The organism is Dactylosporangium sp. CA-139114 (assembly GCF_050955725.1).
In the GTDB taxonomy this organism is placed as follows: Bacteria; Actinomycetota; Actinomycetes; order Mycobacteriales; family Micromonosporaceae; genus Dactylosporangium.
The window spans coordinates 7,122,646-7,142,963 of sequence record NZ_CP192080.1 but is presented as its reverse complement, the minus strand read 5'-3'; the positions used below and the strand labels follow the sequence as shown (position 1 = coordinate 7,142,963).

20 protein-coding genes are annotated in these 20,318 nt (G+C 73.4%); 16 read left to right on the top strand and 4 right to left on the bottom strand.

Annotated elements, in window-relative coordinates; all coding sequences use genetic code 11:
* Positions 1–144: 144 nt before the first annotated feature.
* A complete protein-coding gene (locus ACQP2P_RS31930) occupies positions 145–1,398 on the bottom strand; it encodes a sugar efflux transporter (RefSeq protein WP_433607123.1) in 1,254 nt (417 codons plus the stop codon).
* An 85-nt stretch (positions 1,399–1,483) separates the two neighbouring features.
* The gene (locus ACQP2P_RS31925) at positions 1,484–2,377 is read right to left on the bottom strand and encodes an aminoglycoside phosphotransferase family protein (protein WP_433607121.1); all 894 of its coding nucleotides are present in this window, start codon (positions 2,375–2,377) and stop codon (positions 1,484–1,486) included.
* Positions 2,378–2,584: 207 nt separating this feature from the next.
* Here ACQP2P_RS31925 and ACQP2P_RS31920 point away from each other — a divergent pair, with 207 nt between their 5' ends.
* The 15 genes from ACQP2P_RS31920 to ACQP2P_RS31850 all read left to right on the top strand — a co-directional run bounded on the left by ACQP2P_RS31920 (position 2,585) and on the right by ACQP2P_RS31850 (position 17,981).
* Positions 2,585–3,574: a D-2-hydroxyacid dehydrogenase gene (locus ACQP2P_RS31920; protein ID WP_433607119.1), complete on the top strand. Its 990-nt coding sequence runs from the start codon at positions 2,585–2,587 to the stop codon at positions 3,572–3,574.
* Positions 3,575–3,583: 9 nt separating this feature from the next.
* On the top strand, positions 3,584–4,489 hold the full coding sequence (locus ACQP2P_RS31915) for a dihydrodipicolinate synthase family protein (RefSeq protein WP_433607117.1): 906 nt from the start codon (positions 3,584–3,586) through the stop codon (positions 4,487–4,489).
* Positions 4,486–5,256 (top strand): SDR family oxidoreductase, encoded by a 771-nt coding sequence (locus tag ACQP2P_RS31910; protein ID WP_433607115.1) that lies wholly within the window; start codon positions 4,486–4,488, stop codon positions 5,254–5,256. Before ACQP2P_RS31915 ends, ACQP2P_RS31910 begins: the two co-directional genes overlap by 4 nt.
* Positions 5,253–6,392, top strand: a complete 1,140-nt coding sequence (locus ACQP2P_RS31905) for a pyridoxal phosphate-dependent aminotransferase (RefSeq protein ID WP_433607114.1) — start codon at positions 5,253–5,255, stop codon at positions 6,390–6,392. The genes ACQP2P_RS31910 and ACQP2P_RS31905 overlap by 4 nt, the downstream gene beginning before the upstream one ends.
* Positions 6,393–6,407: 15 nt before the next feature.
* Positions 6,408–8,036: an ABC transporter substrate-binding protein gene (locus ACQP2P_RS31900; RefSeq protein ID WP_433607112.1), complete on the top strand. Its 1,629-nt coding sequence runs from the start codon at positions 6,408–6,410 to the stop codon at positions 8,034–8,036.
* 63 nt (positions 8,037–8,099) lie between these two features.
* On the top strand, positions 8,100–9,077 hold the full coding sequence (locus tag ACQP2P_RS31895; RefSeq protein ID WP_433607110.1) for an ABC transporter ATP-binding protein: 978 nt from the start codon (positions 8,100–8,102) through the stop codon (positions 9,075–9,077).
* Positions 9,070–9,858 (top strand): ATP-binding cassette domain-containing protein, encoded by a 789-nt coding sequence (locus ACQP2P_RS31890; RefSeq protein WP_433607108.1) that lies wholly within the window; start codon positions 9,070–9,072, stop codon positions 9,856–9,858. The genes ACQP2P_RS31895 and ACQP2P_RS31890 overlap by 8 nt, the downstream gene beginning before the upstream one ends.
* Positions 9,842–10,741, top strand: coding sequence for an ABC transporter permease (locus tag ACQP2P_RS31885; RefSeq protein ID WP_433607106.1), 900 nt, complete (start codon positions 9,842–9,844; stop codon positions 10,739–10,741). Before ACQP2P_RS31890 ends, ACQP2P_RS31885 begins: the two co-directional genes overlap by 17 nt.
* Before the next feature lies 1 nt (position 10,742).
* Positions 10,743–11,669, top strand: coding sequence for an ABC transporter permease (locus tag ACQP2P_RS31880; protein ID WP_433607104.1), 927 nt, complete (start codon positions 10,743–10,745; stop codon positions 11,667–11,669).
* Between the two features lie 26 nt (positions 11,670–11,695).
* Positions 11,696–12,823, top strand: a complete 1,128-nt coding sequence (locus ACQP2P_RS31875) for a Gfo/Idh/MocA family protein (protein ID WP_433607103.1) — start codon at positions 11,696–11,698, stop codon at positions 12,821–12,823.
* A complete protein-coding gene (locus ACQP2P_RS31870) occupies positions 12,820–14,286 on the top strand; it encodes a TldD/PmbA family protein (RefSeq protein ID WP_433607101.1) in 1,467 nt (488 codons plus the stop codon). Before ACQP2P_RS31875 ends, ACQP2P_RS31870 begins: the two co-directional genes overlap by 4 nt.
* Complete coding sequence (locus ACQP2P_RS31865) at positions 14,286–15,641, top strand: TldD/PmbA family protein (RefSeq protein ID WP_433607099.1); 1,356 nt, start codon at positions 14,286–14,288, stop codon at positions 15,639–15,641. The genes ACQP2P_RS31870 and ACQP2P_RS31865 overlap by 1 nt, the downstream gene beginning before the upstream one ends.
* Positions 15,642–15,685: 44 nt before the next feature.
* Complete coding sequence (locus ACQP2P_RS31860) at positions 15,686–16,504, top strand: DUF4438 family protein (protein ID WP_433607097.1); 819 nt, start codon at positions 15,686–15,688, stop codon at positions 16,502–16,504.
* Entirely contained in the window at positions 16,501–17,298 is a 798-nt protein-coding gene (locus tag ACQP2P_RS31855; RefSeq protein ID WP_433607095.1) for a DUF4438 family protein, read from the top strand. Before ACQP2P_RS31860 ends, ACQP2P_RS31855 begins: the two co-directional genes overlap by 4 nt.
* Entirely contained in the window at positions 17,295–17,981 is a 687-nt protein-coding gene (locus ACQP2P_RS31850; protein ID WP_433607093.1) for a GntR family transcriptional regulator, read from the top strand. Before ACQP2P_RS31855 ends, ACQP2P_RS31850 begins: the two co-directional genes overlap by 4 nt.
* Here the strand turns inward: ACQP2P_RS31850 and ACQP2P_RS31845 are convergent.
* Positions 17,978–19,006: an aldo/keto reductase gene (locus tag ACQP2P_RS31845; RefSeq protein WP_433607091.1), complete on the bottom strand. Its 1,029-nt coding sequence runs from the start codon at positions 19,004–19,006 to the stop codon at positions 17,978–17,980. The two genes, ACQP2P_RS31850 and ACQP2P_RS31845, sit on opposite strands and share 4 nt — an antisense overlap.
* Before the next feature lie 75 nt (positions 19,007–19,081).
* On the opposite strand from ACQP2P_RS31845, the gene ACQP2P_RS31840 reads away from it, so the two are divergent.
* Entirely contained in the window at positions 19,082–19,654 is a 573-nt protein-coding gene (locus tag ACQP2P_RS31840; protein WP_433607089.1) for a TetR/AcrR family transcriptional regulator, read from the top strand.
* On the opposite strand, the gene ACQP2P_RS31835 is transcribed toward ACQP2P_RS31840, so the two are convergent.
* Positions 19,614–20,228, bottom strand: a complete 615-nt coding sequence (locus ACQP2P_RS31835) for an alpha/beta hydrolase (protein WP_433607087.1) — start codon at positions 20,226–20,228, stop codon at positions 19,614–19,616. The genes ACQP2P_RS31840 and ACQP2P_RS31835 overlap by 41 nt on opposite strands.
* Between the last annotated feature and the right edge of the window lie 90 nt (positions 20,229–20,318).

Sequence of the window (20,318 nt, the reverse complement as noted above, 5' to 3'; positions counted from 1 at the left end):
CGTGTCAAGAACTTCGCTCGGCTGGAATCACGGACAGCCGGACCGGCCCGCCCTCGTTGACAACGTATCGACATCGATTGTCACACAAGTTGCCAAGCCGTGCCAAACGTTGCCAAAGGCGATGTTGCCCTCGGCCGGCCCGGCTCAGCCGGCGGAGAGCCCGGCGCCGGCCACCGGCGCCGGGCCCGGCTGCTGCGTCGCGGCCCGGCGGGTGCGCAACCAGGCGGCCAGCAGCAGCAGGAACGCGAAGATCGTCAGCGCCGCGCAGACGTAGAAGACGTTGGTGAAACCGGCCCACTGGGTCACCACGCCGGTCACGGCGCCGCCGAGCAGGATGCCGCCCTGGAAGGCGCTGGTGAACAGCGAGGACGCCACGCCCACCCGATGGCGCATCTCGTCCTGCAGCATGGTGACCGGGATCCCGAGCACAATCGCCGTCCAGAACGCGTTGGGCACCTGCAGCAGGATCAGGGCGAGTTTCGAGTGCGCCAGCGGCAGCAGGGCGAAGAACACCGCGGCGCACAGGACCGCGGCCAGCACCACCCGCCACTTGCCGATGCGGTCCGCGTGCCGGCCCACCACCAGGATCACCCCGACCTCCAGGGCCGCGCCGAGCCCGAGCAGCAGGCCGGTGAAGCCCGCGTCCATCCCGAGGTCGCGGGTGATGAACAGGGCGATGTCGATCTGGTAGATGTTGTTGACGGTCAGCATCACCATGACGGCGAGAACCAGCAGCCACAGCGACAGGGGAATGCCCGCCCACGGGTTGCCCCGCGCCCGCTCGTGGTGCACCGGCTTGGACAGGTCGGGCAGCAGCCAGCGGCACAGCACCGCGGACGTGAGGTAGAGGGCCGCCGCGACGAGGTAGAGCGGGCTGAACCCGCTGGTGCCGATGAGCAGGAACCCGATCGGCGGCCCGATGATCCAGCACAGCGTGGTGACCGAGCGCAGCACCGCGTTGAGCAGGGTCGGGTTGAGCGCACGGGACTCGGCGAAGTCACGGTTGTAGGCGAAGATCTGCGCGAACCCGGCGCCGCCCAGCGCGAAGAGCACCGCGCCGGCCGCGAACAGCACGTAGTACTCGCGGATCACGGCGTAGGCCAGGCCGCCCGCTGCCGACAGGAACGGGCACAGGATGAGCAGCGGCCGGCGCTGCGGCAGCCGGTCCGACAGCGCACCCAGCCCGAGGCCGGCCGCGATCTCCAGCAGGCCGCGGCCGGTGAAGAACAGGCCGATCATCAGCGGGGTGGCGCCGACCGCGTTGGCCAGGAACAGGCTGCTGGACGTGTTGACCAGGGCACCGCCGGTGCCGACGATGGCGGTGTTGGCGATCACGCCGCGCAGCGGACGGTCCCGCAGCAGCTGTGCCACACCCGTGTTCGACTTCACCGTGGTCATGTCCGCACCTCCGCGACGTCCAGTTTGCCGGGTGCGGCAACGTTCGGCAAACCGGCCGACGCATTTGGCAACGCCGTGTCAAGCCTTACGACTCGAGCACGGCGGCCAGGGTGTGGCGGGCGGTTGCGGCCATCGAAGGGTTCGTGTCGACGTAGTACGGCAGCGCGACGATGGCCTGCAGCAGGGCCCAGCCGCGGCCCCGATCCCAGGTCGCGTCATCGATCTGCAGCACATCACGGAAGGCGGCCCGGGCGCCCGCGGACAGCAGGTTCCACGCCGGCATCAGGTCCACCGCCGGGTCGCCGATGCACGCGGTGCCCAGGTCGATGACGGCGGCCAGGCGCCCCGGCCGCACCAGCAGGTTGCCGGGCATCAGATCGGCGTGCAGCCAGACATCGGGCCCGGACGGCGCCGCCGCGTCCCGGCAGCGGTCCCACACCCGGGCGATCGCGTCGACGTCGACCAGCTCGGCGCTTCGCCGCAGCGCCGTCCGGACGCCGGCGTCGCGGGTGGCCAGTGGCCCGCCGCGGGAGCGCCCGTCCCACCCGCGGCCGCCGGTGTCGATCCCCCGCACCTCGCGGACGAACCCGGCCAGGTCGCGGGCGAACGCGACGGAGCCGGCCACGTCGGCGGCGTCGGCGGTCTCACCGGCGATCCAGCGATAGGCGCTCCACCAGCCGGGGTAGTCCGCTCCGGGCTCCCCGAGCCCGAGCGGCTCGGGCACCGGCACGGTGGTGTGCGCGGCGAACCGGCGGGCGACGTCCTGCTCATACCGCAGCGACTCGCGCATCCCGGCACCGTCGTCCGGCCGCAGCGGCAGCCGCACCACGACCTCGTCGCCGAGCCGGAACAGCGCGTTCACCGTGCCGTGCGACGCGACCGGCCGCACCGGCAACGCCCGCCACTGCGGAAACTGCGCGGCGACGAGCCGGGCCACCGCGTCCGCCGCCACGTCCACCTGGTCCGCGTGCATCCGCATAGCTGAGGCTAACCCCCATGATCCCCGCGCCGCACCAGCCCCGGCGGCGCGTCATGGGTGCCCCGATCGCGACAGCGCGTTCGTCTGAACTCGGCGTATGCAGCTATTTCACGACATGAACCCCCGGCCGAGGTGGATCATGTAAAGAGCTGGTAACAGGTGAAAGTCGGTTGTCGACAATCAGCCGTCGACCGTTAAGGTTCTCGCATGCCCCAGACCGCGGTGCTGATCGCCACCTACCTGGAGCCCGAGCACGTCGGCCGCATCGCGGCGGCGGCCCCGGGCGTCGAGGTCCTCTACGAGCCGGAGTTGCTGCCGATCCCGCGGTACCGCTGCGACCACACCGGCACCCCGCGCACCCTGAGCGCGGCCGGGAACGCCCGCTGGGAGCAGGTGCTGGCGGAAGCCGACGTCGCCTTCGACTTCGACTGGCAGGACCCGGCCCGGCTGCCGCAGCGCGCGCCCAAGCTGCGCTGGGTGCAGGCCACCAGCGCCGGCATCGGCGGCTTCGTGCAGCGCACCGGCCTGGAGGGGACCGGCATCACGTTCACGACCGCGGCCGGCATCCACGCCGTGCCGCTGGCCGAGTTCGCGGTCACCGGCGCGCTGTACTTCGTCAAGGGCGTCCCCGAGCTGCGCCGCCGCCAGGCCGCCCACCGCTGGGAGCGCTACACCACCGCCCAGCTCGCCGGCCGCACGGTCACCGTCGTCGGCCTCGGCGGCATGGGGCGGCAGGTGGCCCGCTCCTTCGAGGCGCTCGGCTGCACCGTCGTCGGCCTCGGCCGCGACCGCATCGCCGAGCTGGACGAGGTGCTGCCGGGCACCGACGTGCTCGTGCTGTGCTGCCCGCTCACCCCGCAGACCGAGGGGCTGATCGGCGCCGCGCAGCTCGAGCGGCTGCCCGAGGGCGCGATCCTCGTGAACATCTCACGCGGCCCGGTCGTCGACGAGACCGCGCTGATCGAGGCCCTGGCGGGCGACCGGCTCGCCGGGGCCGCGCTGGACGTGTTCGCGACCGAGCCGCTGCCGGCCGGGTCGCCGCTGTGGGGCCTGGACAACGTGCTCGTCTCGCCGCACTCCGCGTCCACGGTCGCCACCGAGAACGCGGCCATCACCGACCTGTTCTGCGACAACCTGCGCCGCTACCTGGCCGGGGAGCCGCTGCGCAACCTCTACCACCGCGACCGCGGCTACTGAAGGAGCGGCATGCTCAGGGGAACCTGGTACATCAGCCCGACCCCGTTCACCGAGGCGGGCGACGTCGACACCGAGAGCCTCGGGCGGATCGTCGCGGCCGCGGCGAGCTGGGGCGTCGACGGCATCACGATCCTCGGCGTGATGGGCGAGGCGGCCGACCTCACCGCCGCCGAGCGCGAGACCGTGCTGAGCACCGTCGCCGCCGCGGCCCGGGACACGGTGCCGTTCGCCGTCGGCTGCTCGGCGCCGTCCGCGGCCGTCGTCGCGGGCAACGCGCACCGCGCGGTCGAGGCGGGCGCGGCCGCGGTGATGATCTCCGCGCCGCCGCTGCTCAAGGACACCGACCAGATCGCCGCCTTCTACCAGGCCGCCACCGCGAACCTGACCGTGCCGGTGATCGTGCAGGACGAGCCGGCCGCGACCGGCGTGACGCTGCCCGTCTCCGCGCTGCTGGCCGCCCTGGACGCCAGTGGCAGCACCGTGGTGAAGCTCGAGGACCCGCCGACCCCGCCGAAGATCGGCCGGCTCCTCGCGCAGCGGCCCGGGCTCACCGTGTTCGGCGGGCTCGGGGGCGTCAGCGCCTACTCCGAGCTGCGCCGCGGCGCCGCCGGCACGATGACCGGATTCGCGTACCCCGAGATCCTGCGCGCCATCCGGCTCGCCTTCGAGGCCGGGGACACCGCGGCCGCGGCCCGGATCAACGACCGGTTCCTGCCGTACCTCGTCTTCGAGGGTCAGGTCCGCGTCGGCCTCGCCATCCGCAAGGAGGTGCTGCGCCGCCGGGGCGTCCTCGCGACCGCCCGCACCCGCGCGCTGAACCCGCTGCCGGACGAGGCCACCCTCACCGAGCTCGACGACGTGCTCGCCCGCGTCGGCCTGACGCCCTCGATCGACCCGTTCGCGGTGACCGCGTGACGGCCGTCGTCGGCGGGGCCAGCTCCGGCCTCGGCGCGGCCATCGCCCACGAGCTCGCCCGGCGCGGCCACGACCTGCTGCTGTGGTCCCGCGGGCAGGAGCGCCTCGACCTCGTCGCCGCCGAGCTGCGCGCCCGGCACGGCGTCGCCGCGCACACCCTCACCGCCGACGCCGGCGACCCGGCCGCCGCGCAGGCCGTCGCCGAGGCCGCCCTCGACCGGCTCGGCCACGTCGACGTGCTCGTGCTCAACGCCGGCGGCCCGCCGCCCGCGCCCGCCGACGCCACCGACGCCGACGGCTGGCGGGCGGCGCTGCAGCTGCTCACCGTGACGCCGATCGACCTCGCCACCCGGCTCCTGCCGGGCATGCGCGAGCGCGGGCACGGGCGCATCGTCGCCGTGCTCTCCTCGGGGGTCCGGGAGCCGCTGCCCGACCTGTCCTACTCCAACGGCGGCCGGGCCGCGCTGACGGCCTGGCTCAAGACCGTCGGGCGGCTCGTGGCCGGTGACGGCGTCACGGTCAACGGGGTCGTCCCCGGCCGCATCGACACCGAGCGGGTCGCGGCCCTCGACGCGGCCCGGGCCAGGCGCACCGGCACGGACGCCGCCGCCGTGCGGGCGGCCGCGATGGCCGACATCCCGGCCGGGCGCTACGGGCGGCCGGAGGAGTTCGCGGCCGTCGTCGGCTTCCTGTCGTCCCCGGAGGCGTCGTACGTCACCGCGAGCCTGCTGTCCTGCGACGGCGGGCTGATGCGGAGCCTGACGTGATCGCGGCCGAGGTCGCGGGCACCGCGGCGTCGGGCATCCGGGCCATCGCGAACGCCGCCTGGGCCATCCCCGGCGCGATCCGCCTCGAGCTCGGCGAGCCCGACTTCGCCACCCCGGCGCACATCGTCGAGGCCGCGCACGCCGCCGCGCTCGCCGGGCACACCCGCTACGGCCCGAGCGCGGGGCTGCCCGTGCTGCGCGAGGCGGTCGTGGCCAAGCTCGCCCGGGACAACGCCCTCGACGGCGTGACCCCGGACCGGGTGGTGGCCGGCGCGGGCGGCGTGGGCGCGCTCTTCGCCGCCTACCGCACCCTGCTCGGCGCCGGCGACGAGATCCTGGTGCCGGACCCGGGCTGGACCAACTTCTCGACCCTGGCCACCATGCTCGGCGCGGTCCCGCGCGGCTACCGGCTCGACCCGGCGGCCGGGCACACCCCCGACTACGAGCACCTCGACGCCCTGTGCGGGCCGCGCACCCGCGCGATCCTCGTCAACTCCCCGTCCAACCCGGTCGGCTACCAGTGGGACGCGGAGCAGCTGGCGGCGGTGGGGGAGTGGGCCGCGCGGCGCGGGCTGGTCGTCGTCTCCGACGAGTGCTACGACCAGCTGTGGCTCGACCGGCCGGCGGTCACCTTCGCCGCGGCCGCGCCCGAGGTGGCGTCCATCACCGTGTACTCGCTGTCGAAGAGCTACGCGATGACCGGGTGGCGGGTCGGGTACGCGGTCACCACCCCCGAGCTCGCGGCCGGCCTGGCCCGGGTGCAGGAGGCGACCGCGTCCTGCGTCAACACCGTGGCCCAGCACGCGGCGGTGGCCGCCCTGACCGGCGACCAGACGCCGGTGGCGGCCATGCGCAACGCCTACCGCGACCGCCGCGACACCGCGCTGCGGACCGCACAGGACCTGGGGCTGTCCGCCACCCGCCCGGCGGGCGCCTTCTACCTGTGGCTCGAGACCGACGTATCCCCAGTGGACCTGCTGCACCGGACCGGCACCGCGGTAGCGCCCGGCACCGCGTTCGGTGCGCGAGGAGCCGGCCATGTCCGGCTCTCCCTCGCGGCGGCCCAGGACGACATCGTCCGGGGCTTGACGAACATCGCGGCACCCTCATCCCCCCAGAAATCCCCCAAGAAGTAGACGAAGGAGGCTCGGATGCCTTCCACACGGAGAATCGTCCTGGCGGCGCTCACGGCCGGCGCGGTCGCGCTCACCGCGGCCTGCGGCGGCGGCGACGCCGGCACGAGCGCCACCCCCGGCGCCGGCGGCAGCGAGCAGGCCCGCTACGGCGGCACCATGACCGTGGCCTACCAGAGCGACCCCAAGACCTTCGACCCGGCGGTGTGCTACGACGCCACCTGCTGGAACAACATGCGCATGCTGTACGACCGGCTCTTCGACTACGTCGGCGACACCATGAACATCGAGCCGCAGGCCGCGACCGCGCTGCCCGAGGTGAGCGCGGACGGGCTGACGTACAGCATCAAGATCCGCCCCGGCATGACCTTCAGCGACGGCAAGCCGGTCACGGCCAAGGACTTCGCCTACTCCTTCACCCGGATCCTCGACCCGGCCACCAAGTCGCCGGTGCAGAGCTTCTGGACCGGGGTCGCCGGCGCCGCGGACTACGCGAAGAACCCGGGCGGCACGTTCGCGGGCATCACCGCGACCGACGACACCACGCTGCAGATCAAGCTCACCGCGCCGAACAGCTCGTTCAAGTACGTCCTGGCGATGCCGCACGCGTCGGTCATCGAGTCGGGCAGCGCGGCCAAGCCGGTCGGCTCCGGCCCGTTCGTGCTGGACCACTTCACGCCCGGCCAGGAGATCGTGGTCAACCGCAACCCGAAGTACTGGAACGCGCCGAAGCCCTACGTCGACAAGGTCGTGGAGAAGCTCGGCGTCGACCCGCACGTGCAGCTGCTGTCGCTGCAGAAGGGCTCCATCGACCTGATGGGCGACCCGATCCCGGCCGCGGACTACCTGAGCGTCTCGGGCGACGCGGCACTCAAGCCGCAGATCAAGACGATCGTGAAGCCCTCGACGTACTACGTCACCATGAACACGCAGATGGCGCCGTTCGACAACCCGAAGGTGCGCGAGGCGGTCTCCTACGCCTTCGACCGGACCTTCCTGCTCAAGCTCGTCGCCGGCCAGGGCACCGTGGCCAACGAGTACCTGCCGCCGGGCATCACCGGCTACACCAAGGACAAGCTCGTCCACGACCAGGACATCGCCAAGGCCAAGCAGCTGCTGGCCGAGGCCGGGTTCCCCAACGGCTTCTCGACCACGATGTACTCCTGGAACACCTCGCCCTGGACCGCGCTGCTGCCCCAGCTGCAGCAGGACCTCGGCAAGATCGGCATCACGGTCGACGCCAAGCCGATCCAGCAGAGCGCCTTCTTCGACCTCGCCGGCACGCCGGGCAAGGCGCCGATGACGCTCACCTTCTGGGTCGCCGACTACCCCGACGCCAGCGACTTCTACCAGGCGCTGCTGTCCTGCGCGGCGGCGATCCCGAACGGGCAGAACTACTCGTTCTACTGCAACAAGAAGGTCGACGACCTGGTCAACCAGGCGCTCGCGGCCAAGGACGCCGACTCGGCCAACGCCACCTACGTCGAGGCCACCAAGGCGATGCTCGCCGACAACCCGGTCGTGCCGCTCTACTACGGCTCCAAGACCGAGGTCTTCGGCAAGACCGTGGGCGGCTACCACTCGCAGCCGATCTGGGGCTGGGACATGACCAACTACTGGAAGACGACGGGCACGGCCAGCCGCTGACGCGGTGCTCCCGCCCGGGGGCTCGCACGAGCCCCCGGGCGGGACCTAGCTGAGGACATTGATGTGACGACACTGCTTGAGGTCGACGACCTGACCGTCGACTTCGAACGCGACGGGGAGCGCTCCGCCGCCGTGCGCGGCGTCTCGTTCGCCGTGCAGGCGGGCGAGCGGGTCGGCATCGTCGGCGAGTCCGGCTCCGGCAAGTCCGTGACCGCGCAGGCGGTGATGCGGCTGCTGCCCCAGACCGCCGGCGTCGGCGGGCGCATCGCCTTCGACGGCCACGACGTGCTCGCCTTCGACGCCAAGCGGCTCGCGAGCTGGCGCGGGGCCGACATCGCCATGGTCTTCCAGGACCCGATGTCGAGCCTCAACCCGCTGCTGCGGATCGGCACCCAGCTCGCCGAGGGGCTGCGTCACCATCGGGGGCTGAGCAAGGCGGCCGCGCGGGACGAGGCGGCCCGGCTGCTGCGCACGGTGGGCATCGCCGACGCGCAGCGGCGGCTGCGGGAATACCCGCACGCGTTCAGCGGCGGCATGCGCCAGCGCGTGTGCATCGCCATCGCGGCGGCCTGCACGCCGCGGCTGATCGTCGCCGACGAGCCGACCACCGCGCTCGACGTCACCGTGCAGGCCCAGGTGCTCGACCTGCTCGACGAGCTCACCGACCGCCACGGCACGGCAACCATCCTCATCAGCCACGACCTCGGCGTCGTGTCGGGCTTCTGCGACCGGATCCTCATCATGTACGCCGGGCGCGTCGTCGAGTCCGGCCCGACCGACGAGATCGTGGCCCGCCCGACCCACCCCTACACGCGGGCGCTGCTGGAGTCCATCCCGCGGCTGCGCGGCCCGCTGCCGCGGCGGCTGCCCACGATCCCGGGCGCCCCGCCGTTCGGCGGCGTGCCGGCCGGGCAGTGCGCCTTCGCCGACCGCTGCCCGCGGGCCCGGGAGCTGTGCCGCACGGTCGATCCCGAGCTGCGCCCGACCGGCCCCGGCGTCGCCGCCGCGTGCCACTTCCCGCTGGAGGGCGGCCATGCCTGAGCCCGCCGTGGACGTGCGGAACCTCACGGTGTCCTACCGCAAGCGGGTCGCGGTCGACGCGGTCGGCTTCACCATCGAGCCGGGCCGGACCCTGGGCCTGGCCGGTGAGTCCGGCTCCGGCAAGAGCAGCGTGGCCCGGGCCCTCATGCGGGTCGTCGAGCCGGCGTCGGGCTCGGTGCGCATCGGCGGCCAGGAGGTCACCAGCCTGCGCGACGGCGCCCTGCGGCGGTTCCGCCGGCACATGCAGATGGTGTTCCAGGACCCCTACGACTCGCTCAACCCGCGGCTCACGGTGGGCGAGAACGTCGCCGAGGCCCTCACCGCCGCCGGGGTGCCCCGCCCCGACCACACCGCCCGCGTGCGCGAGCTGTTCGGGCGGGTCGGGCTGCCGTCCGGGTTCACCGGCCGCTACCCGCACCAGCTCTCCGGCGGCCAGCGCCAGCGGGTCTCCATCGCCCGCGCGCTCGCGGTCGGCCCGCAGGTGCTGGTCTGCGACGAGGCGGTCTCGGCCCTGGACGTCTCGGTCCGGGCCCAGATTCTCAACCTGCTCAAGGACCTGCAGGAGGCCGACGGGCTGGCCTACCTGTTCATCTCGCACGACATGTCGACGCTGCGGTTCATGGCCGACGACGTCGCCATCATGCGGGCCGGGCGGATCGTGGAGACCGGCGCGAGCGAGGCCGTGTTCGCCGACCCGGCGCACGAGTACACCCGCGCGCTGATCGCCGCGATCCCCGAGCCCGGCTCCGGAAGGAGGCAACGCCGTGACCGTACCCGTTGAAGTCGGCACCGAGATCGCCGCGCCCGGGTTCTGGCGGCGGGCCCGGCGCAGCCTGCGCCACGACTGGCCGGCGCTGGTCTCGATCACGCTGCTCGTCCTGCTCGCCCTGGCCGCGATCCTGGCGCCGCTGCTGGCCCCGCACCCGCCGCTGAGCACCTACCCGGAGGGCCTGGAGATCACCGGCGCGCCGGTCGGCCCCGGCGGCGACTTCCCGCTCGGCGCCGACCCCAACGGCCGCGACGTGCTGTCCCGGCTGCTCTACGGCGCCCGGGTCTCGCTCGTCATCGGCATCCTCGCCAACGGCCTCGCGACCGTCCTCGGCGTGCTCGTCGGGCTGGTCGCCGGCTACCTCGGCGGCTGGGTCGAGACCGTGCTCATGCGGATCACCGACGTCGTGATGTCGTTCCCGATCCTGCTGTTCTGCATCGCGCTGATCTCGGTGACGGGGCCCAGCGCCCGCAACGTCGTCGTGGTCATCGCGCTCATCTACTGGACCGCGCTGGCCCGCATCATCCGCAGCCTCGTGCTGTCGCTCAAGGAGCGCGAGTTCGTCGTGGCCGCGCGGACCCTGGGCCTGTCGCACTGGAGGATCATGCGCAAGCACCTCTTCCCGCACCTCGTGCCGACGATCATCGTCTACGCCACCCTCGGCGTGGCCTCGTCGATCCTCATCGAGGCGTCGCTGTCGTTCCTCGGCGTCGGCGTGCCCGTGCCCGACCCCTCCTGGGGCCAGATGATCGAGCAGGGCAAGGAGTACTTCCAGATCGCGCCCTGGCTGCTCTTCGCCCCCGGCGTGTGCCTGCTGCTGACCGTCCTGTCGTTCAACCTCGCCGGCGACTGGCTGCGCGACCTGCTCGACCCGACCGCACCGGAGCGTCGCTGACATGGGCCGGTTCCTGCTGCGCCGGCTGCCTCAGGCGATCGTCGTGCTCTTCGGCGTCGTCACCCTGGCCTTCTTCATGACCCACGTGGTGCCCGGCGACCCGGCCCGGCTCATCGCCGGCCCCAACGCCAGCCCCGCCACCGTCGCCTCCATCCACGCCCAGCTGGGCCTGGACCGCGGCCTCGGCTACCAGTACTGGGCCTACCTGCGCCAGGTGCTGCACGGCGACCTCGGCGTCAGCTACGCCCTGCAGGGCAAGTCCGTCGGCGACGCCATCTGGCGGGCGCTGCCGGTCAGCGCGGCCGTGGCCCTGCTCGGCGTGCTGTTCGAGGTGCTGCTCGGCGTCCCCGCCGGGATCGTGGCCGCCTACCGGCCCAAGGGCCTGCTGGACCGCACGGTGACGCTCGCGTCGCTGGTCGGGCTGTCCGCCCCGCCGTTCTGGCTCGGCCTGCTGCTGCTGTACGCCCTCGCCTACAAGTCCAGCGTCTTCCCGCTGAGCGGCTACGAGTCGCCGTACCTCAACTACCTGATCCTGCCCGCCTTCACCCTCGGGCTCGGCGGCGCGGCCTGGTACGCCCGGCTCACCCGCACCAACATGCTGGAGGCGCTGCGCAGCCCCTACGTGCAGACGGCCCGGGCCAAGGGCATGCCGGAGCGGGTCGTGCTGCTGCGCCACTGCCTGCGCAACGTCCTCAGCCCGCTGCTGACCATGCTCGGCATGGACCTCGGCTACTTCCTCGGCGGCGTCGTCGTCATCGAGTCCGTCTTCGGCCTGCCGGGCATCGGCAAGCTCACCTTCGACGCCATCGGCACCCTCGACATCCCGATGATCACCGGTGCGGTCCTCTTCGCCGCGTTCTTCATCGTCGTCATGAACCTGCTCGTCGACCTCGCCTACGCCGCCATCGACCCCCGCGTCCGGCGGTAGGACAACCCCCTGGAAAGGACCACCCCATGAGCGACAAGCTCCGCGTCGCCGTCGTCGGCTCGGGCCGCTGGGCCCAGCGCGCGCACATCCCCGGCTGGCAGCGCGACCCGCGCGCCGAGGTCGTCGCGATCGCCGACACCGACCCGGCGACCGTGGCCGAGGCCGGCGAGAAGTTCGGCGTGGCCAAGCGCGTCACCGACTACCGCGAGCTGCTCGACGACCCGGGCATCGACGTGATCGACGTGGCCACCGCCAACCGGGCCCACTTCGAGATCTCCGCCGCGGCGCTGGACGCCGGCAAGCACGTGCTGTGCGAGAAGCCGGTGCACCACGACTACCGCCAGACCCGGGCGCTGTCGGAGCTCGCCCGGGCCAAGGGGCTCAAGACCAAGCTGGGCTTCACGTTCCGCTACGCGCCGGCGATCCAGTACGCCAAGCACCTCATCGACACCGGGTTCGTCGGGCAGCCGTACGTCTTCAACGGCTACGAGCAGAACAGCCAGTGGATCGACCCGGCCACCCCCATGCGCCAGGTCGACCCCGACGCCGACCCGGCCGTCATCGCCACCTCGTCGATCGAGGGCTACGGCGCCCCGATCATCGACATCATGCACTGGTGGGCCGGCACCGACCTGCAGTCGGTCGTCGGCACCATGCGCAACTTCGTGCCCGAGCGCGTGGTCCGCGACACCGGGCTCATGCAGCGGCTCAACATCGACGACGGCGACATGTGGATCGCCGAGTTCGGGGGCGGGCTGCTCGCCTCGATCCAGTCCTCGTACGTGACCGTCGGCAACTTCCCCGGCATCGAGGCGCGCATCTACGGCTCCGAGGGCGCCATCATCGTGCGGCTGGTCGAGGAGTTCGGCATCTGCCAGACCATCAGGACCGCGACCCGGCACGAGGTCGAGTTCGTCGAGCGGGACATCCCGCAGGAGTTCTTCCCCGAGGGCGGGCACTCCCGCGAGGACTGGGACTTCCTGTTCTACTCGAACCTCTGCGCCGACTTCACCACCGAGATCCTCTCCGGCGGGCCGAGCAACCAGGGCGACTTCGGCCAGGGCGCGCTCGTGCAGGAGACCATCAACGCGTTCGAGCGCTCCTTCCGCACCCGCTCCTGGGTGAACCTGCCGCTGCCCGAGGACGCGGCATGAGCTGGGGTTCCCTCGGCGACGACGCGGTCGCCGCCCGCCTGCTCGACTCGGCCCTGGCCGCCGTGCCCGGCCGCGTCCAGTTCGCCGACGCCCGGCTCATCGAGGCCGAGGAGCTGCGGTCGTACGTCCAGAAGGGCGCCGACCCCGACGAGCGGATCGAGCAGAACATCGGCATCGGGGTCCGCGTGCTCGTGGACGGGCAATGGGGGTTCGCCGCCCGTCCCCTCGCCGAGGAGTCCGACGCGGCCGCGGCCGCGGCTCAGGCCCACCGGGTCGCCGTCGCCCTGGCCGGCCGCGGCAGGCCGGTCGACCTGCCGCCGCGGGAGCCGTCCAGCGGCCGCTACGAGACCGTGGTCGAGCAGGACCCGTTCGCGGTCTCGTCCGCCCGGCGCCAGGAGCTGCTCGCCGCCTGGCTGGCCGCCGCGACGGCGCCCGCCGAGGTGGCCGCGGCGCAGGCCGGGATCAACGCCAAGCGGCAGCACCGGCACTACGCCGACACCGAGGGCTCCCGCCAGCACCAGCACTTCACCGAGACCGGCGCGATGCTCATGGTCACCGCGAGCGGCCACGGGGACGTGCAGCGGCGCAGCTACCCGAACTCGTTCCACGGCAACACCGCGGCGGGCGGGTGGGAGTACCTCGCCTCGCTGGGCATGCTCGACAACGCCGCCCGGGTCGGGGAGGAGGCGGTCGCCCTGCTCACCGCGCCGGTCGCCCCCGCCGGGCACGCCGACGTCGTCATCGGCGCCCAGCAGGTCTCGCTGCAGATCCACGAGTCGTGCGGGCACGCGCTCGAGCTCGACCGGATGCTCGGCGACGAGGCCAACTACGCCGGCACCTCGTTCGTCAGGCCCGGCGACGTGGGCTCGCTGCGCTACGGCTCCCCGGCCGTCACCATCACCTCCGACCCGACGGTGCCGGGCACCCGCGGCAGCTTCGCCTTCGACGACGAGGGCACCCCCGCCCGGGCCAGCCACCTGATCGAGGCCGGCATCGTGCGCAACACGCTGTCGAACCGGGACTCGGCCGCCCGGGCCGGGCTCGCCCTCACCGGCGCCGCCCGCTCCGACGGATGGGCCTACCTGCCGGTCTGCTTCGCCACCCACGTGTTCCTGCAGCCCGGCGACGGCGGCAGCCTCGACGAGCTGCTGGCGCGGATGGGCGACGGCTACTACATCGACGACAACCGCAGCTGGTCGATCGACAACCAGCGGCTCAACTTCCAGTTCGGCACCGAGGTCGCCTACGAGGTCAAGGGCGGGCGGCGGGGCCGGCTGCTGAAGAACTTCTCCTACGGCGGCGTGACCCCGCGGTTCTGGGGCTCGGTCGAGGCGGTGGCCGGCCCGTCGCAGTTCCGCGCGTTCGGCTACCCGTGCGGCAAGGGCGAGCCGAAGCAGTGGGGCTTCCTCAGCCACGGCGCCGCGCCGATGCTCGTGCGCGACCTGCAGATCGGAGTGGCCTGATGACCGCGATCGTCGACCCGGACCGGCTCCTGGCCGCCCTGGCATCAGCGGCCGGCACCGCCGACGCCGACGCCGTGGAGATCGCGCTGCTGGGCAAGGCGGGGGAGTACACCCGCTTCGCCGGCGGCCGCGTGCACCAGCCGCAGGACATCACCGAGACGCAGTTCACGGTCCGGGCCCTGGTGGACGGGCACGCCGCGCGCGCCGCGACCGGGGTGCTCGCCGGCCTCGGGACCGCCGTGGCCCGCGCCGCCGAGCTGGCCCGCGCCGTCGCCGGGAGCGCCGGGCGGCCGGGCGTCGCGACCATCGCCGAGCCCGCCGGGGCCCCGGAGCTGGACCTGTGGCACGAGGACACCGTCGCGTTCGACGCCGGGGCCCGGGCCGGTCTGGCCGCGTTCACGATGGGCGAGGCGGAGCGGGCCGGCGGGCACGCGGCCGGGATGTTCGGCCGGGCCGTCACCCAGCTCGCCGTCGTCAACAGCGCCGGGGTCGCCCACCACACCCTCGCCACCGAGGCGATCGGGAGCCTGACCGCCACCGTCGACGAGGGCACCTCGCACTGGATCGACCTGCACCGCTCGGCCGCCGCCCTGGCCGCCGAGGAGTCGGTGCGGCGCACGGTCCGCGAGGCGGTCGCCGGGCGCGGCCGGGGCCCGCTGCCCGACGGGCACCACACCGTCGTGCTCGGCCCGCAGGCCGCCGGGGAGCTGCTGGGCTTCCTCGAGGCGTTCGGCTTCTCCGGCGAGCTCGCCGCGGCCGGCGTCGGGCTCGTGGCGAACCGGGCCGGGGAGAAGGTCGCGTCCGCGCTGGTGACCGTCGCCGACGACGCCACCGCGCCCTACGGGCTGCCGATCGGCTTCGACCTGGAGGGCACCCCGAAGTCGCGGGTGCCGCTGCTGACCGCCGGGGTCGTCGGCGCCGCCGTCACCGACCTGGCCAGCGCGCGGGCGCTCGGCACGGCCCCGACCGGGCACGCACACGTGGCCCGCGAGGAGCCGCCGAGCCCGGTCGCCGCGAACATCGTGCTGAGCCCGGGCGAGCACACCGAGGAGGAGCTGATCGCCGGCGTCGAGCGCGGCGTGTACGTGCAGCGCTTCTGGTACACCCGCCTCGTCGACCGGGTGGCGGGCACCATCACCGGGGTCAGCCGCGACGGCTGCTTCCTGATCGAGAACGGGCGCCTCGCCGCGCCCGTCGCCGGGGCCCGGTTCACCCACTCGGTCCTCGACCTGCTCGCGACCGTCGACGGCGTCGGCCGTACCGTGCGATCGCAACCGGTCATGAACGTGTGGAACGGTGCCGTGAGCGCACCGGCGCTGCGCGGCCACGGCTTCCGCTTCGGGGCGGCGTCATGAGCGGGGTCCGGACCAATCGGGAAAGGCTTGTCACGCAGATCCTCGTGGGCGAGGTCTGGCCCGCGCTCGCCGATCGGCACGGATACCGCGTCGACGCCGACGGCACCCCGTTCCTGCTGCCCGGCATGGGCGGGGTCACCCTCGGCGCGCACGTCGGCGACCCCGCGACCGGCTACGCCGCCGACCACCTGGAGCCGGGCCTGTCGGTGCGGGCCGCCGACCCCGGCGCCAACATGGCCCTGCAGTTCCTGTCCTGCGTCGGCAACACGGTCACGGTGCGCAGCGGCCCGGCGGCCGGGGCCACGGGACGGGTCATCGGGCAGCACGCCTACGTCCTGGTCGACATGCCGGAGGCGGTGCTGGAGCAGGTCAGCTCCGGCGACCGGGTCAGCGTCGCCGCCACCGGCCAGGGCCTGAAGCTGCTCGACCACCCGGCGATCGTGGCCAAGAACCTCGACCCGCTCGCCCTCGACGCCCTGCCGATCGCCACCCGCGCCGACGGGCGGCTCGAGGTCGGGGTCGCCGCCCGGGTGCCCGCCGCCGCGGTCGGCGCCGGTGCCGGCATGGTGTCGGAGTTCGCCAACACCGACCTGATGGGCGCCTACGCCGGGCAGGGCGAGGACCTCTCGCTGGGGCTGGAGTCACTGCGCATCGGCGACCTCGTCGTGCTGGCCGACCAGGACCACCGCTTCGGGCGCGGGTTCCGGCCGGGGTACCTCACCGTCGGCGTCATCAGCACGGGCCACTGCCGCCTCTTCGGCCACGGCCCGGGGCCCAGCACCATCCTCAGCGGGCCCGCCGAGGCGTTCGCGATCGTCGACGACGCGGACGCGAACCTTGCACTGTTGGGAGTTCGACTGTGAGCACGGTCGCCATGAACCTGACGGGGGCGGTGGAGACCCCGACGATGGGGTCCTCGCCCTACCTCGTCGACGCCGACGGCGCCCCGTACGTGCCGATCGGCTCCTCGGGCGTGGTGCTCGGGGTCCGCCTCGGCGACGGGGTCTTCGACCACGACGCCGACCACGCGGCCCCGGGCGTCACCCTCGAGCACCGCGACCAGGCCGCCCGGCACGCGCTGACAACCTTCGCGTGCCTGGGCAACGAGGCCGTCGTGCGCACCGGCGCCGCCGCCGGCGCCCGCGGGACGGTGCTCGGCAAGCGCGGCGAGCAGGGCCGGGTCATCGTGCTCTTCCCCGACGAGGTCCTGGCCCGGCTGCTGCCCGGGGACGCCGTCGCGGTGCGCGCCCACGGGCAGGGCACGACGCTGCCGGGGCTCACGGTGCTCAACACCGACCCGCGGATGCTGCCCCGGCTCGCGCTCCCGCTCGGCGTGCGCGGGGTCGTCCCCTCGTCCGTCGTCGGCAACGGCATCGGCCGCCCGGCCCAGATGTGGGACCTCGACCTGCAGGAGGTGCCGCCCGGGCTGCGGCTCGGCGACCTCGTGGCCGTGGACGACCTCGACGTGCGCCACAACGCCGGCTACCGGCGGGGCTGGCGCACGGTGGGCGTGATCGTGCACGGCGGCAGCCCGCTGCCCGGCCACGGCCCCGGCCTGATGCCGCTGCTGTGCGGCCCGGCGGCGGACCTGCCCGTGCACGCCGACGGCGACCAGCACCTCGGCCTGCGGGCCGACGACCTAGACTTCCGGCCATGACCGACCCCGGATCGTTCCTGCACCGGTCGCTGCCCGAGGCGGTGTACCTGGTGCTGCGGCGCAAGATCCTCAACAACGAGTACGCCGCCGGGCAGCGCCTCGTCGAGGCCCCGCTGGCCGAGGAGCTCGGGGTCAGCCGCTCGACCGTCCGCGAGGCGCTGCGCCAGCTCAGCGTCGACGGCCTCGTGGACATCTCGCCGCGGCGGCACAGCATCGTGACGCGGATGTCCTACGAGGACATTCGCGACGCCTGCTATGCCCGCTTCGTCCTGGAGGCCGGCGCGGTGCGCTGCATCAGCGGCAACCGCGACGACGTCCTCGGCCGCATGCAGCAGGTGGTGGACCGGATGGCGGACACCGCCGCCGACGGCGACGTGGCCACCATGATCGACCTCGACACGGAGTTCCACGGCTGCATCATCGACGCCGCGGGCAAGCAGCGCCTCGCCGTGCTGTGGCGGACCCTGGACGCCCAGATGGGCGCGCTCATGCGCTCGTCGATCGACCGCCAGCACATCGGCCTGGACGAGGCCGTGCGCCGCCACCAGTACGTGGTCGACGTGTTCCGAGTCGGCTCGGGCGAGGAGATCGTGGCGATGCTGGAGGACCACTACCTCGGCGCCGTGGACAGCATGGCCGAGGCGGGCGTGCTGGAGGGCAAGGCCACCGGGGCTCAGGCCTAGGCGGCCGCGCGGTCGGCCGACGGGCGGCGGCGCAGCGCGGTCTGCTGCAGCTCCGGCGGGTTGTAGGCCATGTCGAGGTGGCCCACGTCGGTGCCGGGCGCGACGATCGCGTCGATCTCGTCGAGGATCGCGTCGTCGAGGGCGATCTCCGCCCCGGCGAGCAGGTCGTCGAGCTGCTCCATGGTGCGCGGGCCGATGATGGCCGAGGTGACGCCGGGGTGGGCGACGGCGAAGGCCATCGCGAGGTGGGTCAGCGACATCCCGGCCTGCTCGGCGAGCGGCACCAGCCGCTCGACGGCGTCGAGGCGGCGCTCGTCGCGGTAGTGCTGGAACGGCAGGTTGCTGCGGTGGGTGCCGGCCTGCTGCCCCTTGCGGAACTTCCCCGTGAGCATGCCCTGGGCCAGGGGGCTCCAGACCAGCGTGCCCATGCCGTAGCGCTGGGCGACGGGCAGGATCTCGCGCTCGATGCCGCGGTCGAGGATGGAGTACGGCGGCTGCTCGGTGCGGTACCGCTCCAGCCCCCGCCGCTCGGCCGCCCACTGCGCCTCGACGATCGCGGAGGCCGGGAACGTCGAGGAGCCGATCGCCCGGACCTTGCCGCTGCGCACGAGATCGGTGAGCGCGGACAGCGTCTCCTCGATGTCGACGGTCGGGTCGAGGCGGTGCACCTGGTAGAGGTCGATGTAGTCGGTCCCCAGCCGCCGCAGCGAGTGCTCGACCTCGGCCATGATCCAGCGGCGTGAGGTGCCGCGCCGGTTCGGGTCGTCGCCCATGGCCCCGTTGACCTTCGTGGCGAGCACGACGTCCTCGCGCCGGCCCCGCAGCGCCTTGCCCACGATCTCCTCGGACTCGCCGCGGGAGTACACGTCGGCGGTGTCGATGCAGTTGATGCCGGCGTCCAGCGCCCGGTGGATGATGCGGACCGAGTCCTCGTGGTCGGGGTTGCCGATGGCGCCGAACATCATGGCGCCCAGGCAGTAGGGGCTGACCTGGATGCCGGTGCGGCCGAGCGTGCGGTAGCGCATGCTGCGCCTCCTTGCGTACGATGGGCAAAACGGAACGCTTTATCAGTTACTACGATACGGAACGTCTTCTCACTTATGCAACCGACATCCGGCAAACGCGTGCGCGCCGACGCCCAGCGCAACTTCGACGCCCTGGTCGAGGCGGCCCGCGAGGTCTTCCGGACCTCCGGCGTCGACGCGCCGGTGCGCGAGATCGCGACCCGGGCCGGGGTCGGCCTGGCCACCTTCTACCGCCACTTCCCGGAGCGCTCCGACCTGGTGACGGCGGTCTTCCGGCACGAGGTCGACGCGTGCGCCGACACCGCGGCCGTCCTCGCCGCCGAGCACCCGCCGCTGGAGGCCCTGGTGCGGTGGCTGCACCGCTACACCGGGTTCGTGAGCGCCAAGCGCGGCCTCTACGCGGCCCTGCACTCCGGCAACCCGGCGTTCGAGCCGCTGCCGCTGTACTTCCGCGAGCGCTTCGAGCCGGCCCTCGCCGGGCTCCTGGCCGCCGCGGCCGAGGCGGGCGACGTGCGGCCCGACGCCGAGCCCATGCACATCCTGCACGCCATCTCGCGCCTGTGCACCGGTGTGCACCCGGACGCCGACCGCTACATGGTCGACCTGCTCATCGACGGTCTGCGCTTCGGGGCCGGCTCCAGGGGCTGACGAACTCGCGCACGATCCGGTTCCAGGTGCGCCAGTGCCGCAGCATCGTGTGCCCCCCGCCCGGCACCGGGACGAACCGGGCGCCGTGCGCGGCCGTGAACCGGCGCGACGCGGCCGGGTCGGTGATCCGGTCGCGGTCGCCGTGCGCGATGAGCAGCGGCCGGTCCGCCGGCACGGGCAGGTCCTGGTCGGGCGGCTCGATCCAGGGGGCGAGCGCGCAGATGCCTTCGACGCCCGGCTCGGCCGCCACGTGCAGCGCGACCCGGCCGCCCATCGAGTGCCCGACCAGCACCACCGGCACCCCCGGGTGGCGCCGGGCGGCCTCGGCCAGGGCCCAGCGGGCATCGGCGACCGGGTGCCGCCGGGGCTCGTTCCAGCCCCGCAGCCGGTACCGCAGCCGCCACACGGTCACGCCCGGCCCCGCCACCGCCCGGCCGAACGGGAGCATCCGCAGGTAGGCGACGCCGTAGCGCCGGGCCGTGGCCGTGCTGTCCGCGTTGCCCCCGGGCAGGAGCAGGACCAGCACGCGGGGTTCGGCGGCGCCGCGGATGCTCAGGTGGGGCTCGCTGCTCATGCCGCTGATTCGACACCATGCGACCCCCGGCCGGGCAGGACTCGGATCACATCCCCGTCCGGCGGGTCCTTTCCCCTACCACACGGATAG

What these genes read in the sequence shown, in the direction of transcription:
- ACQP2P_RS31850 (WP_433607093.1), top strand. Translation starts at nt 17,295, where the DNA reads ATGACCGACCCCGGATCGTTCCTGCACCGGTCGCTGCCCGAGGCGGTG.
- ACQP2P_RS31930 (WP_433607123.1), bottom strand. Translation starts at nt 1,398, where the DNA reads ATGACCACGGTGAAGTCGAACACGGGTGTGGCACAGCTGCTGCGGGAC.
- ACQP2P_RS31890 (WP_433607108.1), top strand. Translation starts at nt 9,070, where the DNA reads ATGCCTGAGCCCGCCGTGGACGTGCGGAACCTCACGGTGTCCTACCGC.
- ACQP2P_RS31870 (WP_433607101.1), top strand. Translation starts at nt 12,820, where the DNA reads ATGAGCTGGGGTTCCCTCGGCGACGACGCGGTCGCCGCCCGCCTGCTC.
- ACQP2P_RS31865 (WP_433607099.1), top strand. Translation starts at nt 14,286, where the DNA reads ATGACCGCGATCGTCGACCCGGACCGGCTCCTGGCCGCCCTGGCATCA.
- ACQP2P_RS31915 (WP_433607117.1), top strand. Translation starts at nt 3,584, where the DNA reads ATGCTCAGGGGAACCTGGTACATCAGCCCGACCCCGTTCACCGAGGCG.
- ACQP2P_RS31845 (WP_433607091.1), bottom strand. Translation starts at nt 19,006, where the DNA reads ATGCGCTACCGCACGCTCGGCCGCACCGGCATCCAGGTCAGCCCCTAC.
- ACQP2P_RS31880 (WP_433607104.1), top strand. Translation starts at nt 10,743, where the DNA reads ATGGGCCGGTTCCTGCTGCGCCGGCTGCCTCAGGCGATCGTCGTGCTC.
- ACQP2P_RS31835 (WP_433607087.1), bottom strand. Translation starts at nt 20,228, where the DNA reads ATGAGCAGCGAGCCCCACCTGAGCATCCGCGGCGCCGCCGAACCCCGC.
- ACQP2P_RS31920 (WP_433607119.1), top strand. Translation starts at nt 2,585, where the DNA reads ATGCCCCAGACCGCGGTGCTGATCGCCACCTACCTGGAGCCCGAGCAC.
- ACQP2P_RS31925 (WP_433607121.1), bottom strand. Translation starts at nt 2,377, where the DNA reads ATGCGGATGCACGCGGACCAGGTGGACGTGGCGGCGGACGCGGTGGCC.
- ACQP2P_RS31900 (WP_433607112.1), top strand. Translation starts at nt 6,408, where the DNA reads ATGCCTTCCACACGGAGAATCGTCCTGGCGGCGCTCACGGCCGGCGCG.
- ACQP2P_RS31875 (WP_433607103.1), top strand. Translation starts at nt 11,696, where the DNA reads ATGAGCGACAAGCTCCGCGTCGCCGTCGTCGGCTCGGGCCGCTGGGCC.
- ACQP2P_RS31840 (WP_433607089.1), top strand. Translation starts at nt 19,082, where the DNA reads ATGCAACCGACATCCGGCAAACGCGTGCGCGCCGACGCCCAGCGCAAC.